At 43.3% G+C, this 17,553-nt stretch carries 15 protein-coding genes; 4 read left to right on the plus strand and 11 right to left on the minus strand.

Annotated elements, in window-relative coordinates:
* Positions 1-108: 108 nt before the first annotated feature.
* The 3 genes from LYZ37_RS19215 to LYZ37_RS19225 form a co-directional block, all read right to left on the minus strand.
* A complete protein-coding gene (locus LYZ37_RS19215) occupies positions 109-576 on the minus strand; it encodes a DM13 domain-containing protein (protein ID WP_004742705.1) in 468 nt (155 codons plus the stop codon).
* A gap of 76 nt (positions 577-652) precedes the next feature.
* Entirely contained in the window at positions 653-1,882 is a 1,230-nt protein-coding gene (gene pepT / locus LYZ37_RS19220; RefSeq protein ID WP_272787190.1) for a peptidase T, read from the minus strand.
* Between the two features lie 194 nt (positions 1,883-2,076).
* On the minus strand, positions 2,077-3,285 hold the full coding sequence (locus tag LYZ37_RS19225; protein ID WP_272787191.1) for a NupC/NupG family nucleoside CNT transporter: 1,209 nt from the start codon (positions 3,283-3,285) through the stop codon (positions 2,077-2,079).
* A 536-nt stretch (positions 3,286-3,821) separates the two neighbouring features.
* Between LYZ37_RS19225 and LYZ37_RS19230 the strand changes: the two genes are divergently transcribed.
* Both LYZ37_RS19230 and LYZ37_RS19235 read left to right on the plus strand, forming a co-directional pair.
* The gene (locus LYZ37_RS19230) at positions 3,822-4,268 is read left to right on the plus strand and encodes an exoribonuclease R (RefSeq protein WP_272787192.1); all 447 of its coding nucleotides are present in this window, start codon (positions 3,822-3,824) and stop codon (positions 4,266-4,268) included.
* A 122-nt stretch (positions 4,269-4,390) separates the two neighbouring features.
* Entirely contained in the window at positions 4,391-5,311 is a 921-nt protein-coding gene (locus LYZ37_RS19235) for a hypothetical protein (RefSeq protein ID WP_272787193.1), read from the plus strand.
* Between the two features lie 33 nt (positions 5,312-5,344).
* Here the strand turns inward: LYZ37_RS19235 and LYZ37_RS19240 are convergent, their stop codons facing one another.
* From LYZ37_RS19240 to LYZ37_RS19255, 4 genes are all read right to left on the minus strand, one after another.
* Positions 5,345-6,070, minus strand: a complete 726-nt coding sequence (locus LYZ37_RS19240) for a carbonic anhydrase (RefSeq protein ID WP_272787194.1) — start codon at positions 6,068-6,070, stop codon at positions 5,345-5,347.
* 161 nt (positions 6,071-6,231) lie between these two features.
* Positions 6,232-7,335, minus strand: coding sequence for a Fic family protein (locus LYZ37_RS19245; RefSeq protein WP_272787195.1), 1,104 nt, complete (start codon positions 7,333-7,335; stop codon positions 6,232-6,234).
* Between the two features lie 297 nt (positions 7,336-7,632).
* A complete protein-coding gene (gene tdh, locus LYZ37_RS19250; protein ID WP_004742698.1) occupies positions 7,633-8,664 on the minus strand; it encodes an L-threonine 3-dehydrogenase in 1,032 nt (343 codons plus the stop codon).
* Positions 8,664-9,860 (minus strand): glycine C-acetyltransferase, encoded by a 1,197-nt coding sequence (locus LYZ37_RS19255; RefSeq protein WP_272787196.1) that lies wholly within the window; start codon positions 9,858-9,860, stop codon positions 8,664-8,666. Before LYZ37_RS19255 ends, tdh begins: the two co-directional genes overlap by 1 nt.
* A 218-nt stretch (positions 9,861-10,078) precedes the next feature.
* On the opposite strand from LYZ37_RS19255, the gene LYZ37_RS19260 reads away from it, so the two are divergent.
* Entirely contained in the window at positions 10,079-10,993 is a 915-nt protein-coding gene (locus LYZ37_RS19260; protein WP_272787197.1) for a LysR family transcriptional regulator, read from the plus strand.
* Between the two features lie 29 nt (positions 10,994-11,022).
* On the opposite strand, the gene LYZ37_RS19265 is transcribed toward LYZ37_RS19260, so the two are convergent.
* The 4 genes from LYZ37_RS19265 to LYZ37_RS19280 all read right to left on the minus strand — a co-directional run bounded on the left by LYZ37_RS19265 (position 11,023) and on the right by LYZ37_RS19280 (position 14,305).
* Positions 11,023-12,489, minus strand: a complete 1,467-nt coding sequence (locus tag LYZ37_RS19265) for a PepSY-associated TM helix domain-containing protein (protein WP_272787198.1) — start codon at positions 12,487-12,489, stop codon at positions 11,023-11,025.
* Between the two features lie 119 nt (positions 12,490-12,608).
* A complete protein-coding gene (locus LYZ37_RS19270) occupies positions 12,609-12,974 on the minus strand; it encodes a hypothetical protein (protein ID WP_272787199.1) in 366 nt (121 codons plus the stop codon).
* A gap of 122 nt (positions 12,975-13,096) precedes the next feature.
* Complete coding sequence (locus LYZ37_RS19275) at positions 13,097-13,480, minus strand: cytochrome b562 (RefSeq protein WP_272787200.1); 384 nt, start codon at positions 13,478-13,480, stop codon at positions 13,097-13,099.
* An 81-nt stretch (positions 13,481-13,561) separates the two neighbouring features.
* Positions 13,562-14,305 (minus strand): phosphatase, encoded by a 744-nt coding sequence (locus tag LYZ37_RS19280; RefSeq protein ID WP_272788390.1) that lies wholly within the window; start codon positions 14,303-14,305, stop codon positions 13,562-13,564.
* Between the two features lie 169 nt (positions 14,306-14,474).
* Here LYZ37_RS19280 and LYZ37_RS19285 point away from each other — a divergent pair, with 169 nt between their 5' ends.
* Entirely contained in the window at positions 14,475-17,351 is a 2,877-nt protein-coding gene (locus tag LYZ37_RS19285; RefSeq protein ID WP_272787201.1) for an HD domain-containing phosphohydrolase, read from the plus strand.
* Positions 17,352-17,553 lie beyond the last annotated feature (202 nt).

Here is a 17,553-nt window from a genome sequence, read left to right on the forward strand (position 1 = left end):
TTTTTGTAGTTTTACATGCGTAAGAGCTAACTTCCCACACATCTTATGAGAGATCTAGTATCGCGATGCAATATTGCAATAGATGTTCTGAACCTAGACAAATTTGAGTTATTTATAACGCGCTGAGGTAATGAACTCGCCAAAAGTCTCGCACCAGACAATAACCGTGTTGTAGTCCTGAATAGCAAAATCTTGAGGAAGATTTACGGTAAATCGATCGAAGCTCTTTACTTCCCCAACCTGCACCATCGTCTGCTTTTGAGCATTAAAATCTGCCTCTGTTTCTACAAACGTTGGTGAAAAGTACAGTTTATAATCTGGCCCTGGAGCCAACTCACCAACAAAGGCCACTTTGTCTGCACTGATCGAGACAGAACCCTCACCCCAGTGGAGAAAGTCACTGTCCTTGCGGTCTTTCTGAAATGAGGCGTTATAAATTGCGTTGTTAGTAACGGTTTGCACGTCACTCATGCTTGGAGATGTAGGTTGAATAAGGATGGGCAACGCATAAATGCCAAGAGCGAAGCCCAATCCAATACACGCACAATGCGTAATGATCAAAAGGAGTTTTTTCATCCTGAAATCCACTGAAGTAATCTATATTAATAAATGTATATGATTTTCAATGAAATATCAGGTTTACGTTAGGTGTTTATTTGTATTTAAGCGCTGTTTTCTCTGCAAGAGTCACAATAACTTTCACCGCTTGCTCCATACCTTCAATTGAAATGAACTCATGAATACCATGGAAATTGTAGCCACCTGTAAATATGTTAGGGCAAGGTAACCCCATAAACGAGAGCCTTGCACCGTCTGTCCCGCCACGTATTGGTTTGATTTGTGGTTCAACGTCACAGGCAATCATGGCCTCTTTTGCCAATTCAATCACATGAGGGAATGGCTCAACTTGTTCTCTCATATTGAAATAGCTGTCAGTCAGTTTGAGTTCTACACGTCCATGTTCAAGCTTTTCATTGAGCTCTGCCACTTTATCAATCATGAATTGCTTGCGCTTTTCTTGAGCATCGCGATCAAAATCTCGAATGATATAGCCAAGTTCACTTCTCGCAACGGACATCTCTGCCGATTTTAGATGGTAGAAACCTTCATAGCCTTCAGTACATTCTGGCGTCTCTTCTGCAGGCATCATCAACTGAAATTGCGCGGCAATGTTCATAGAATTAATCATTTTGTTTTTGGCTGTTCCCGGGTGAACATTGACGCCATAACAAATAACATCAGCGCTGGTGGCGTTAAAGTTTTCGTATTCGAGTTCGCCAACCGGACCACCATCAATAGTGTATGCCCATTCTGCGCCGAACCTCTCTACATTAAACAGGTTTGCGCCACGGCCAATTTCTTCATCAGGTGTGAACCCAATACAAATATCCCCGTGTGGAATATCAGGATTGCTAATTAGATCTGAAATAGCTGAGAGGATCTCTGCGATCCCTGCTTTGTTGTCAGCACCGAGAAGTGTCGTGCCATCGGTTGTGATTAAATTGTGACCATGCAGTTTATGGAGATCTGGGTACTGTATCGGAGAAAGAACTTCATCCCCCTTACCTAATGCGATGTCACCGCCTTGGTAGTCGTCAATGATCTGTGGTTTCACATTTTCACCAGACGCGTCAGGTGCCGTATCCATATGGGCAATAAACCCGATAGCAGGGACAGCATAGTCAACATTGCTTGGTAGCCTTGCCATCAAATAACCATTCTGGTCTAGTGAAATATCCGCTAAACCGAGCTCTTCAAGCTCCCTCTTTAAAAACTGAGCAAACGTCAGTTGCCCTTCACTGCTCGGGCAAGCTGTATTTGCTGGGTTTGATTGGGTGTTAAAAGCCACATAGCGCAAAAAGCGTTGAACTAATTCATTCATAGCAAGATCTCTTATAATTCTGACACTAAAAACGTTGAACTTAGAACATCCTACGCCTTCTAGTTTGGAAAATTTTGCTATAAATCAGGTTTTAAGCAATCAGTGCCATACATGATGTCATTTTAAGTTTGCGGATTTTGGGTATAAAAAAACCGAATAGTCTCCTATTCGGTTTTTAAGCGAAATGATGCGAATTAAAGCAAGATAAAGATCCCTGCTAAACATGCGCTCATCAGGTTAGCTAAAGTACCGGCCAGTACAGCCTTAATACCTAGATTAGCAACCTCAGCACGGCGCTCTGGGGCAATCACGCCAATAGAACCGAGCTGAATGGCGATCGAACCAATATTAGCGAAGCCACATAGTGCGAAAGTGACAATGACCTGAGTATATTCAGACAGCATCGCTTTATGTTCAACGAAGTCAATAAAGGCAACAAATTCATTCATTACAATCTTTTGGCCGATGTACGATCCTGCCATCAACACTTCATTTGAAGGAACGCCAATTAACCAAGCAAGCGGAGAAAATAGGTAACCAAATAGCGCTTGAAGAGTCACACCAGTAAATCCAGCTACTTCGCCTAAGCTCTCAAGGCCCGTGTTAACCATTGCTATAACACTAACAAACGCGATCAGCATGGTACCAACAGCGACAGCCACCTTCATACCGTTCATCGCACCGCTTGCAAGCGCATCAATCACATTGCTCTCTTGCGCTTTGTCCATCTCAATATCGGATTGGTCGATAGGTGTTTCACGTTCAGGAACGATGATTTTTGCCATCATTAAACTACCCGGTGCGGCCATAAAACTAGCAGCAATCAGGTATTTCAGTTCTACGCCTAAACCTGCGTATCCACCGAGTACACTACCGGCGACTGACGCCATACCACCTGCCATTACCGCAAATAGTTCAGAACGAGTCATTCTAGAAAGGAATGGACGAACAAGAAGTGGAGACTCGCCCTGAGAAAGGAATATGTTACCCGTCGCTACAAGAGATTCAGCTTTACTTGTCCCTAGGAACTTTTGGATACCACCACCGATAAACTCGATGACTTTCTGCATTATGCCTAGGTAATAAAGCGCAGAGATAAGAGCGCTGAAGAAGATGATAATAGGAAGAACGCGAACCGCGAAGATAAAGCCAGTATTGGCAAGGTCACCGAACAAGAAGCCAATACCTTCGTCAGCAAAGCCCAGTAAGCTAGAAACACCACTACTTAGACTCGTCAGAGCGGCTTGCCCCCACGGGAAGTAAAGAACCAGAGCGGCGAAACCGACTTGAAGTAACAGCGCGCGTGACACTGTTTTCCAGTTAATTGATTTACGACTTTCAGACAGTAAAACCGCACATAGCAATAATGCGATGACACCGATTAAGCCAAACAAAACATTCATTAAAGATTACCTCTACAAGCATTGAATAGGTAGCTGGTCCGGTCCGTGGGGTCATTCACTATTCCTTGTGACGGCTTGTATTGGTAGAGCTGTTACTCTCAACCGGGCGGAAAGTATAGCGCCCGATATGAGATATTCATCACATATTTTTACGCAAACGTTCAACCGTTCACTCAGTAACCAAACTAATGAGTGATCAGCGATTGATTCGTTGATTCGAATTATTTTGTTCGCCGGACTATATGAACACAATTGCTATAAAACATTGAACTAAGATCACAAAATAAGTCAATATACATTACAAATCTAATCATAATGTTTGCGCTTCTAGGTAAAGCATCTAATTTTAAGTAAGAATTCTTAACGTACTTTTTGGTAACGACAATAAATTCTCTAACAACGTCAATGGCTACTAGCAAACACAACGAATATTGCCCCGCTGATCTGGCGGGGCTTTTTTGTATAGGGTTTTCGAGTAGTAATTATTGTTGAAAGCGTTAGAATACCTCCCCATTTACTTTTGCCAGACTACTAGCATGCAACGCGATTACACTTATCACTGCTTATCTCAAATGCCACGAGAAGAGTTAGAAGAACTTAGCTTGAGAATGGTTCACCGTTTGGTACCAGAAGAATCTATGACTGAGCTTTTCACTTTTGATTTAGATGAGGCAGAAGACGAAGACAAGCTTCAAGAAGCCCAGTTTGATGCGATGTTGCGCATGAGTGCAATCGCGCTTAGTGAGCTCCCTGCTTTATTTGAAGCGTCGGAAAGCAAAGAGCAAAACATCCAACGTATGCAACGTCTGTTATTGTGGCATTTCTACTCGGTTTCTTTTCATCTTGAACGAGCGATCCCACTTGAGACACACTGCAACCACGTAGAAATCATAGTCAAGCAGGCACCACAGAATGCTCTTGAATGGGTAACCACACTGACCGATCTGCTACGCCAATACTCGCAGATAGCACAAAGTTCTTAACCAAACCGCCAACCATTTTACGGTTGGCGTTATAAAACTCTCACTTGGATTCGTTAAAACATTGACCATTTGAATGTGTTTTAGACATACTCAAACTCTAAGCCTCAGAATGTATTAATGAATTGCGTTATTTAGTTCTATTCTCGACCTTCTTGTCTGCTGCAACGTACGCCGATGGAGAAATCGATTACTCCGATTGCCATAATCAGCCAGATAGCGCAGAGATCCTCGACTCCGCTTTTAACTATGTGAATACTAAGCTTTGTGAACCTGCTATTTGGTTTGATAGTTTTTTCGTTGATGAGCGAGTAGACCAAGACGCACGTGCTGGCAGTACTGTTCGTTGGAGAAATGATTTCTCTTATGTAGAGGGTGAAGGCTATAAGTTTAAGACTCGATTCAAAGCGCGCTTTCACTTACCTAAGGTAACCAAACGACTTAAGGTTGTTTTCGAATCGGATGAAGAAGATGATTTATTCGACTTGTTCCCGCAATCGAGCGAAGATGCCGAAAATACGTTTGGTCTTAGATACGATTGGCTAAGTAAAGAACGCTATAGTTTCAACGTTAAGGTCAATGCAAGACCTGGTATCGAAGGACGTTTTCGATATACATACCCTATCAATGATGAATGGTTACTGCGCGTTACTCAGAAGTTGTATCAGAAAAAAAGCGTAACGGGTGAATCTACCGATATTGATTTAGATTATTTAATCAACCGCGATTTTTTGCTTCGCTGGAGCAACTACGCTCAGTGGGAAAGCGATATCAAAGGTTGGGAAGTGGGTACAGGGTTTACACTCTATCAGCATGTTTCCGACCATCAGGCTCTTAGCTATCAATTAAGTACCACCGGAACTAACCGACCTTTTCATTACATTACCAATACTCACGTCTCCGTGACTTATCGACAGAATGTATGGCGCACTTGGCTGTTTTACGAGTTGATCCCTGAGTACAACTGGAATCGTGAAGAAGATACACAAAGAGAAGGTGAAGCAAAAATGACGTTTAGATTAGAAATCCTGTTCAATAATATTTAGCGCCAGAATAGTTGCTGGCGCTATGAGTTTTTACTATTCGTTTTCTAGCACTACACGAGCGTTTTGTGCTTGAATAGGCCGATTGTTTTTCCCCATTACTTGTTTAAATAGTTTCGTTTGCTCCTGACTTAGTGTCTGTGCTTGTTTCAAAACGAACCAGCGCACGCCTTCCGAGCATGGCGGCGTTGTTAGCGAGCCGTTAAAGCGATAGTAATGCTCGGTATCGGGGATCATATCCGCTATTTTAATAGAATGATTCAAAGAAACCGTTTCACCTGACTTTGGTAACGTCTCTAATAGAGTGGCGATTTCACTATTGTTAGTTGGAGACGTGTTATACATAACAGCCAGTACTGCTAGGTTGCCATTACTATCCGCGTTTACGAAATGAGCTTCGAGCGGGAAACTTTGGCTCTTGATTAGGTTTTCTGATGGTGTATGAAAGTGAAACTGAACGAGGTTAAACGCCTTGCCATCAACAGTGAAAGTATTATCTCCTTCGACCACGCCTTGTAGCGTATGTCCATTGTTGGTCAATGCAGTGACCTTTCCTGAATAATCTAAATTTAACTCTGCGATGTTTGCCGTAACTTCATCTTTAACGTCGATTGGGCTTTGATTCTTTCCAGATTGGCACTCTGCACCAAACTCCCCCCAGTGCTCTGGTCCTGTATCTCCTTCATAACTCCATTGCGCAGAATGAGCTGTAGTACCGAATAATGCTGTTGCTAAGCCAATTGATAATAGTGTTTTGTTCATTTTTATTCCTATAGGTCACTAACGTTGACGGTCATAATACGTTGGTGAGAAATGCCATGAACAGATAGAAAACTATGATTACCTACAATAGTTGGAAGCAGGTGCAAAGGAATTGAAATCTACATAAATATCAACAGATTGTTATGAGAGTTGACGCTATTTTAACTTTGCTTGGCAAGCATATATCGAGTGCTACGTCCGGCACCTGATTTTACTAAACATCCCTGCTCTACTAATGCAGTCAAATGTCGAGTCGCTGTTGGTTTACTGACTTTCGCTACTTTGTGATATTGAGAGGTATTAATACCATCAACAAAGTCACGATCAAGCATTCGATTAAGAACCTTTGCTTGCTCTGACGTCAATTGAGTCTGATCTACGTCTCGCCAGAAATTGGTTTTAAATACCGTTTGTTGGATCTCTTTTAAGACTTCATCGAAGGTTTCATTCAAGACGTCAAGAAACCATACTACCCAGTCGGTAATATCGACATCGCCCTTCTGCGTTTTTTTTAGAATTTGATAGTAGCTTTTTCGATTCGCCAATATACCTACTGACATCGCATAGAAACGAACTGATTGCTGATCCGCTTGAGCTAGAGCCAGATCGGTTAACAAACGCGTGATTCGCCCATTGCCATCATCGAGTGGGTGCAGAGTAACAAACCACAGGTGTGTGATGGCCGCTCGAAGCAATGGATCCAAAGTCGTGTTTTGCTTTGAATGATTGAACCATGCCAGGAACTGGTCGAGCTCCGTATCAAGCCTCTCTCGCCCCGGTGCTTCAAAATGAACAACTGGTCTATCGATTCGTCCAGACACTACCTGCATAGGTGCAGTCCCTCTGAGTTGACCGCCAACAACGGGGTTGAACAGCGTGTAACCTTCAGGGAAAAGCCTATCGTGCCAATGTAGGATTCTTTCTATAGTAAGAGGTGCATCAAGGTTATCGACAGCATCAAGCATAATCTCGGCAAGCCCATCTGTTTGCTCTGTCGTTGGGAAAGGTCGCTCTTCTGTCAAACCGAGTTTGTTCGCGAGCGAAGAACGAACTGAAAATGCATTCAGCTTTTCACCTTCAATCGCACTAGAATGGACTATGTTGGCTAACAAGGTATCAAGCATACTTTTGTTCTGATCTTGAGGCTGGCTAGTCATCCTACCCAGTAAGATACCTTGGTTTAGTCGCGTCTTCCTAAGCAACGGATCTACGACCGCTTCATCCCAACAAAAATGAGGCCAATTTGTTTGCTCCCAGATCCACATAACAACACCTTGATTTGAAAATTGCCTTATTCAACTCATATTATGATTTGATTATGCAAATTATTCAACTCACATGGTGATGTGATTAAGTTCCTTATTCGAATCATCCGTTAACTAGAAAAAGTAAAATCTACAAGGCCTAATTGCTGGATACAAAAAAGACGCCTCGAAATTAGTCGAGGCGTCACACAGTTCTTGGGGTATTTCTAAGTGCAAATCAAGGCAATTTTACTATTCACTGTCCGGATAACCGGCAACCAGTTAACTAGCACAAGCCTCAATTAACTAAGTATTTCCCTACTCCCAATCTAGGATAACTTTTCCAGACTTACCGCTACGCATAGCATCAAAGCCTTGTTGGAAATCATCAATCTTAAAGTGGTGAGTGATAATTGGCGTTAGATCTAGACCTGACTGGATTAGTGAAGCCATCTTGTACCATGTCTCAAACATTTCACGACCATAGATGCCTTTGATCACCAAACCTTTGAAGATTACTTGGTTCCAATCGATACCCATATCTGATGGTGGAATACCTAGTAGTGCGATACGGCCACCGTGATTCATTGTTTTAAGCATCGAGTTGAACGCAGAAGGTACGCCAGACATTTCAAGACCAACATCAAAGCCTTCTGTCATGCCAAGCTCTTCCATAACGTCTTCAAGTTTTTGCTCAGCAACGTTTACTGCGCGAGTCACGCCCATCTTACGAGCTAGATCTAATCGGTATTCGTTAACGTCAGTAATGACAACGTGACGAGCACCCACGTGTTTAGCGACTGCTGCCGCCATGATACCGATAGGACCAGCGCCGGTAATTAATACGTCTTCGCCAACAAGATCAAAAGACAGTGCCGTATGAACAGCGTTACCAAACGGGTCGAAGATAGAGGCTAAATCGTCAGAGATACCTTCTGGGATCTTAAATGCGTTAAAAGCTGGAATAACAAGATACTCAGCGAATGCACCTTCACGGTTAACACCTACACCGACCGTATTGCGACATAAGTGTGTACGACCACCACGACAGTTACGACAGTGACCACAGGTAATGTGACCTTCACCTGATACGCGGTCACCAATTTCAAAACCACGAACTTCTTGGCCAATGCCTACCACTTCACCCACGTATTCATGGCCGACAACCATAGGCACAGGGATTGTGTTTTGCGACCACTCATCCCAGTTATAGATGTGTACGTCAGTACCACAAATCGCCGTTTTCTTAATACGGATAAGAAGATCATTGTGACCAAGCTCAGGCTTGTCCACTTCTGTCATCCAGATGCCTTCTTCAGGCTTAAGTTTTGATAGTGCTTTGATTTTCATTATTTGATGATCTCCATGTCACGACCTACTTCGATAAATGCATCGATCGCTCGGTCTAGCTGCTCACGTGAGTGTGCTGCTGACATTTGTGTACGGATACGAGCTTGACCTTTTGGTACGACTGGGAATGAGAACCCAATAACGTAGATACCTTTTTCAAGAGCACGCTCTGCAAACTCAGCGGCTGCTTTAGCGTCGCCAAGCATAATTGGAATGATTGCGTGGTCTGCACCACCCATAGTGAAGCCTGCCGCTTCCATACGCGTACGGAAATGCGCTGCGTTTTCCCATAGTTGGTCACGTAGGTCACCACTTTGCTCTAGTAGGTCTAGAACGCGGATAGAAGCATTAACAATTGCCGGAGCAACTGAGTTCGAGAACAAGTAAGGACGCGAGCGTTGACGTAACCAATCGATAACTTCTGCCTTACCAGATGTGTAACCACCTGAAGCGCCGCCCATCGCTTTACCTAGCGTACCTGTAATAATGTCGATGCGGTCAACAACATCATGGTATTCGTGTGTGCCCGCGCCAGTTTTGCCCATAAAACCAACAGCGTGAGAATCATCAACCATAGTCAATGCGCCGTACTTATCTGCAAGGTCACAGATAGCTGGTAGGTTTGCTACCACACCGTCCATAGAGAACACACCGTCAGTCACGATAAGAATATGACGAGCACCCGCTTCTTTAGCCGCGATAAGTTGCTGCTCTAGCTCTTCCATGTTGTTGTTCGAGTAGCGGAAGCGCATTGCTTTACACAGACGAACACCATCAATGATTGAAGCGTGGTTAAGAGCGTCAGAAATGATCGCATCTTCTTTACCTAGAATGGTTTCAAACAGACCTGCGTTCGCGTCGAAACAAGAGGTGTAAAGGATAGTATCTTCTTTACCTAGGAACTTTGACAGTTTTTGTTCTAGTTCTTTATGGATGTCTTGAGTACCACAGATAAAACGAACAGAAGCCATACCAAAACCGTGCACGTCCATGCCCTGCTTACCCGCTTCAATTAGCTCTGGGTGATTCGCTAGACCAAGATAGTTGTTTGCACAGAAGTTAAGCACTTCTTCACCAGTAGAGATCTTAACAGCCGCTTGCTGCTGAGACGTGATTACACGCTCTGACTTGTAAAGACCTTCAGCCTTTACTTCTTCAATTTGGGTTTGAATCTGTTCGTAGAATGCAGAAGACATTTCAAATTCCTTCCTAGTTATTTTACTTATTGTCGGGCTCTAGCCGATTGCTAGAGCCAAAATCTGATGTTGTAAGTGTAATTCAAGCACGTGTTTTTCATTATCCCGTTAGTTGGAAAAACATTATTGAATCTAAGGCACAAATAACGACTTTTAATGATGACCGTCACATTTATAGGGTATAAAATGGCTATAAATAGTTATTTGAAGCCATTGAAATGAAGAATACGAAGTTGATTGCGCTACTTCCCGATCTAGCGAGTTTTATTCTGATCGTTGATGAAGGGAGTTTTACTGCTGCAGCTAAGATTCTCGATGTGACCCCTTCAGCACTAAGCAAATTGGTTACGCGACTAGAGACATCCCTTTCCGTCAAATTGTTCGAGCGTACTACGCGTAAGCTGATTATCACCCACTCTGGTCAACAGGTATATGACCAGGCTTTAGTGATGGTTGATGCAGCAAAGCGAGCAGTAGAACTCTCGACGACAGACCATCAAGATATGTCTGGAGCGTTAACAGTTGCAGCGCCTGAAGCATTCTTAAACTCAGTATTACAGCCCCATGTTGTGCCGTTTTTACAAAAGTACCCTGAAATACAGCTAAAACTGCGCGCGGCAGATGGTGAAATCGATCTAATCCGAGATGGGATTGATGTTGCATTTAAACTGACGGATAAGCCTGACGAGAACTTGGTTCTAAAAGAGGTCAGTAAAACCAACTTAGTTCTTTGTGCCAGCCCCGACTACATTGCCAAACGCGGGATGCCTAAACACCCAACGGAACTGACTGAACACGATTGCCTCTATCTCGCAGAAACAGACAGCGATCATATATGGGATTTCTTCAAAGAAGACGAGTATCACTCAGTGGGAGTCTCAGGTCGTTACGCGGTCAACCATTCACAGATGCGATTGACGGGCGTTAAAAATGCGCTAGGTATCGGCATTTTTCATGACTTTGTTGTCTCAGAGGCAATTGAAAACAACGAAGTGATTCCTGTACTTGCTGATTGGACGATAAAAAGCAATTATCATGGCGCGATCGCCATGCAATATCCGCAAAACAAATACATGCCAGCCCGATTGCGTGGATTTATCGATTACATGACAAAACAACTGAGCGCAAAATAAGAACAAGCCCCGATTTCGGGGCTTGTTGTTTATGACAAATAGGCTTTCAATTTTGGACTTCTTTTTACCAACAATGTATCTAGGATTAATACGCTAATGATGGTCACGCCAGCCAAAGGGAAAAGAACGCTCACCAATATTATGGTTGCGGCGCCAACCTTCCAAATACCGTCTTGTTCGAAACGGGCTGGTACCCCCAACTTATTCTGATTGGTCGGGCGACGCACCCACCACATCAAAGCCCCAGTAACTGAAATAACGATAAACGCTAAACAGAAGAAGACATTCAGCAGCTTATTTACAATGCTTAAATCACCTTGGTGAAGTGAAACCCCAGCAGCCATAAGCTTAGCGACAACATTGTAGTCATCCCAAGTTACATCAACGAGCACTTCTCCAGTGTATTGGTCAAAGTGGGTGGTCCTATCTTTTCTTGGGTCAGTAACATCACCCGCCATTGAGTTAGCAGATACCGTGTAAACGCCAGTCTCAGATTGAGGTAAATAGACTTTAAATTGGGTGAAGCCGAGTGATGTCGCTCTGCGTACTATGCTATCGATTCCGACACTCTGTGATGTATCAAAAGGTTGATCAGAATGATGCTCGTGATGCCCTCCATGATGCCCTTGCGATTCAGGCACTGCAGCGAGTTCTAAGTTCCAAGGCATTTCTTCCTCGCTACCGTGATTTAAGTCTGAGTGAATTAAAGTAGATTCCGGTTTCTCACCCCATGTGTAATAGGTAGGAAATGTGTTCCAGCCTTGAACCATTTTCGCGCCCCATACCCCTGCCCATGCGAGACCTGAAATTAGAAATAGCAGTAAAACGATTGAAAGTGTTCCCCCTAAATTGGCGTGAAGATCTCGCATTAGAATACGTGAACCGCTGCGCATACGTACTTTGAGAAAACCCGCCTTAGTGGCGTTATCTTTTGGCAACCAGAGGTAAATTCCGCTCACCAACAGCAGAATGCCTAAACTCGCAGACACTTCAATCAAGTAATCTCCCCAGTTACCAATCAACAATGTTCCATGAATATCATTCGCAAGTTGATACCAACTGTCACTGCGATCGATTTCACCCAAAACTTCACCGGAGTATGGATTGACTGTCACTAAAACAGACTTACCATCTTGATGTCTGACGTTAAATCTATTCGCTTTTGTACTTGATTCAGAAGCTACAAATTGTGTGACTTGCGAGTCGGGATACTTTTGCTTGACCGAACGCAGTTGAATGGAAGGTGGTAGAGTTTGCGCCTGCGGAGCAACTGTGATGATCTCACTGTATCTTGCTTGTTCAATTTCGTCATCAAATAGCATCACAAGCCCAGTAAGACTTAACATGAGCATAAATGGGATAACGAAAAGACCGGCATAAAAGTGCCAACGCCAGGTGAGAAAATAGCGTGCTTTTGCTTTAACTTTATTTGAATCGTCACTTTGAGATGAACGTAGTGATCCCTTAGGTTGAGTCTGAGACTGACTACCCAACATTACAATTTCCTTTTTTGAGCGCACAGCAAAAATCTCGAAACAAATTCGAGTCGTTAGTGCTGAGCTTTACTTTACGAAGTGGCTTATAGGGTCAATTGCCCTAGCCTTTGTTATTTGATTTATGTGAAGTTATATAGAAGTAATGTAGGCGGAGCTCGGGGAATAGCGAGCTGAAATCGTTCACTTAGAGCCAAATAAGCGTACGAGTCGAATGTCGCTATCGATGTTCTTCTAGAGTGAGTGGGTGTTGGAAGTGTGTCTTGGTGGAAACTTGAGAAGTGACTAAATGGACAAGGCTTACTGTGCTGAGTTTCAACCTTTCCCTCTTCGACTTGAACTAGCTCAAAGCCATTGATCGTACAAAGTGTCGCCCAAACGCCTGCACTGGCACCATGAGCGTTGATTACAGGCATCAAAGTCACAAGCACCCAACTTAGGGCACTTGCGATTAGCATAGTTCGCTTGAAGCTTGATGTCCGTATCATAGTCACTCTCAATTAATTGAGAGTAAATATATAACCTTTTACTAACAAACTCAGTAAGGCTCGCTAAAAAACCTAACAAAGATCATGGTATTAGCATTGCCCATTCGAAATTTGCTGACTTATTAGCCGAACAGCTTGCTCCAAATACTTGGGTTACGTTTATCGTGGTATTCCACTCGAAGGTCATCGACGGTTTTTAGCTCAGCTTTTGCCGCTTCTAGATCGCCCGAATCGAGTTTCTTCTCAACGGAATCAAGCGCAACGGAAAGCTTACTAAAGCCCTCGAAATAGATATCAAATTTTTCTGGTGGGTAGTTACCGCGCTTAGACTGCTCAACTAACTCAGAAAGGTTATTAACAGCAGACTTCATATCACTGACTTCAGTGGCTTCAGCGGCATGTTTAAACTCTACTTTCATCTGCTTCATTGCCGCTTTAAGATCAAAATCGCTGGCAAAAGCTTGTGCTGACATGGCTAGGGCTAAAACTGGGATTAACTTTCTCATTATATTTTTCTTGTGTGTGGGACTAGGAACAGGAAGTGTACTGAATTTACTCAGCACACTAGAAGCGAATATTGTATCAACTTATAAATGCTGATACTCAGAAATGGTTGAATGACCTCGACGCGCCAAGAACGCTAAAAATTGCTTTACACTATGCGTAATGACTTGAGAGTTATCCACCCCGACTTTATCTAAAAGATCAGAGACTTTTGAAAGGTTGCCTACGTCCTGGCAAAAGTGAGCGTCACTGCCTGTTGTGAAGTAAACCCCAATCTCTTTACCGAGCTTTGCAATCTCGGCACAACGTTCAACACTTCCTAAGCGACTATTGCCTTTTAAGGTGGTGTTATTAATTTCTATGGCGACGTTATGCTCTTTCGCACATCTCAACACTGGCTCATAATCAAAATCGAAGTTTGGATTACCTAGGTGGCCAAGTGCATCTACCTTGCCACTCTTAATCGTGTTCAGTAGAGCGAGCGTATGGGACTGTTTATCACTTGGTTTGAATACAGGCTCATGAAAGCTAGCTATCACCCAATCGAGGCTTTTATAAGAAGTCGGATGGACATCCACTTCCCCTTCCGTATTAAGAATGTTTGACTCTACGCCTCGGATTACCGCAACACCTTCGATGAACCTTGGTAAGACACGTTGGTTGGAAAAAAACCAATAGTGCGGAGCCCCTGGCATTGATTCGGCATGATCGGTTGTGCAGAACATATCTAGACCATTTTCTTTCGCCATACGAGCGTTTTCTATCAAAGTGCTGTAGGCGTGACCACTGGCGTATGTGTGGGTGTGGGTGTCGATAACGAGGTTCATAGTTCTATATAGATAGTGATAGTTGCCTGTTATGTTATCAGCCAAATTAGCTTCTTGCTTGTAATTCGTGCACTTGTTTACGTTATTGAATTTAGATGACAGATCTTGAAATTTTGCAGGATTCAGGAATTGTTCGATACTTATTAGGTGTCATGCTTATGGTCGAGCTATGAAAAAACGCCGTTATTCTTTAAGTATTCATATCACTACTCTGTTTCTTGTTCTGACTACATTAGTAGGCTCGGTACTGATTGCTATTAGCTATAAACATGCGCAAGAACTGCTTACTGGCAGTGCAAAAGAACTAAGCCAAGAGAACAGCCGCAAGCTTGAATCCACATTTCAGGTCAAAGCTGGACCGATATTAACCACTCTCGATTTTATGTCGCTGAGCCAAGCCATCGATAGCCACAAATCGCCTGTTAGGCACATCCGATTTTTAACTTCACTGCAAACCATCTTCCAACGAAATCCGGGCGTCGTAGCACTCTACTATGCTAATGAGTCTGGTGATTTTACTTTGGTTAGAGCATTAAGAACCAATGCCGATCGTGAGAGGTTTGACGCCCCAAACAAAGCATCACTGATGATTAATACCACGCGTGTTTCTGGCTTAAACGAGTTTTACTTTTTAGATGGTGCCTACCGCAGTTTAGGTCACCGTAAAACTAAAGATAATAAGTTCGACCCTAGAGTGAGGCCGTGGTTTATCAACGCTGACAAAGATGGCGTTATTAGGCTAACAGAGCCATATTTTTTTTACTTCCTTAAAACCAATGGCGTGACATTGTCACGTAGATCACCCGACGGTACCAAAGTAGTTGGAGCGGATTTCACCCTTACTTCACTTTCCGACCAGATCAGTCAGATGGGCTACTCTGAAAACACCAAACTTGTCTTGTTTGACAACCAATTTAAGGTATTGGCTCGGCATAATCTGGATGGCGTGACAGAAACGGATGGCGAAATCACTTCAGATGCTTTAAAAGGCACTGTTTTCGAAGGTGTAATTAATCGCAGTTCAAGCCAAATCATTTACGAAACGGTTGAAGCCGACAACAAAAAATGGTCGGTAACATTAACGCCTGTGAACCTTAACAAGCAGACACGTTTGCTACTTGCAGAGGCGACGCCTCAAGACGATCTGCTCGCTACTCTGCTTTCAATGAGGGACAAACAAGTCAGCGTCGCCCTTGCCATGCTACTCATGAGCTTTGTTATTGTTTGGCTCGTAGCAAGACGCTTAGCCAATCCGTTACATGCATTAATGCGCCAAACCGATAATATTGCTCGTTTTGATTTCAAGAAGACACGTTACTCGAAGAGCGTAATTAAAGAAGTCGCAAACCTGACTGAATCGATAGAGCTCATGGAGCATACTCTTTATGATCTATTGAGACTATTAAGGGACACAGCTAGTAATACTGACTTTTCAGTTTTGGCAAAAACCATCGCACACCAAAGCTTCTTAGTCACAAGAGCAGAAACGATCGTACTTTATATTAAAGACGAAAAAGAGAGTGGCTATACCGTCGCTGCAAACCACGCCATCATTCCATTCAAAATAGATGTTAACGAGCTCGTAGCACATACCGCATGGGTTAGTACTGACCTCGCCAAAGGCGAAATCGTCCACTTAAACCGCGAAGACAATGCGCTAGCAAACTATAGAGAATCCCTCTTTAATTCGGATGTTTACCTGTTTCCTTTGCACAACCGTGATAATCAATTAGTCGGAATTTTACTTTTAGGGTATGAACGAACAATCACTCAAGCGCAAGCAGACAAACATGCCTTCCTAAAAGAGCTGTTGAGTTTTGCTGAAATCGCCAAAGAGAATATCGACCGAATTGAGCAACAAAAAGAGATGCTTAATGCGTTTGTCGAACTGATCGCTTCTGCGATTGATACCAAATCACCCTACACAGGAAGTCACTGTCAACGCGTTCCTGAGTTAACCAAAATGCTTGTGCAGGCCGCAGTTGATGACGACACTCATTTCCCACTCTTCAACATGTCAAAAGAACAGTGGGAAGAATTACATTTGGCTGCGTGGCTGCATGATTGCGGCAAGGTTACCACGCCAGAATACGTTATCGATAAAGCCACCAAATTAGAAACCATCTATGACCGTATTCATGAAGTACGCATGCGGTTCGAGTTGTTGAAATCACAGGCTGAGGTCGAATATTGGCAAGGCGTTGCCAATGGTGGAGACAAACAGCAGCTTAAGGACGCTTTAAAACAGAAACAACAACAACTAGATGACGACTTCGCATTCATCGGTGAATGTAATCTTGGCGGTGAATCGATGAGTAAAGAAGCCCTCGCCCGCCTAAACACCATCAGCCAGTACAAATGGACAAGAACTTTGGACGACCAAGTTGGTGTTTCATGGGTAGAGAAAGCGCGATGTGCGTCTACACAACCTCTTCCAGTAGAAGAAACACTGCTATCGGATAAGCAGGTTCATCAAATTCACTGGGATATTAATGGCAAGCCTCAAGATTTCTGGCAGGAAGAGTTCGTGCTAAAACCCAGTGATTTGAAATACAACCGTGGCGAACTGTACAACTTATCGATCGAGCGCGGTACCTTAAACTCAGAAGAGCGCTTTATTATCAATGATCACATCATTCAAACCATAATGATGCTCAAGCGGTTACCTTACCCAGAACATTTGAAAAACGTGCCTGAAATCGCTGGCGGGCACCATGAACGGATAGATGGTCGCGGATATCCTAAGGGGTTATACGAAGAAGAACTGTCTCTACCGGCAAGAGTCATGGCAATAGCCGATGTCTTTGAAGCGCTCACTTCAAGTGACAGGCCATACAAAAAGGCGAAAACACTTTCCGAGTCCATTGAAATCATGACTGATATGGCGACCAGTGGTCATATTGATCCTAAGCTTTATTTAATTTTCCTTGAGCAATCGATCGACCAAGAGTATGCGCAGCGATTCCTCGATAACTCACAAATAACCGCTATCGATCGCGAGGATCACATGAGGAGAGTAAAAACCTTTATCAAGTCGCACTTCTGATCCTACCAGTTACAGCTATATTGGAATGTTAGCTCTAATTTAGAGCCATACCGTATAAATTTGCTACACCATTTATTTTCAACAACTTACGTTAACCACTAGTCAATATTTAATCGATTGCCTTCTCAAAGGTTGATGTATGTCAAATAGTCATAGACAATACGCTGCCGTCTGTGAATATCACCGTGACTTGTTACTAAAC

It is taken from the genome of Vibrio tubiashii (genome assembly GCF_028551255.1).
Classification (GTDB): domain Bacteria; phylum Pseudomonadota; class Gammaproteobacteria; order Enterobacterales; family Vibrionaceae; genus Vibrio; species Vibrio tubiashii_B.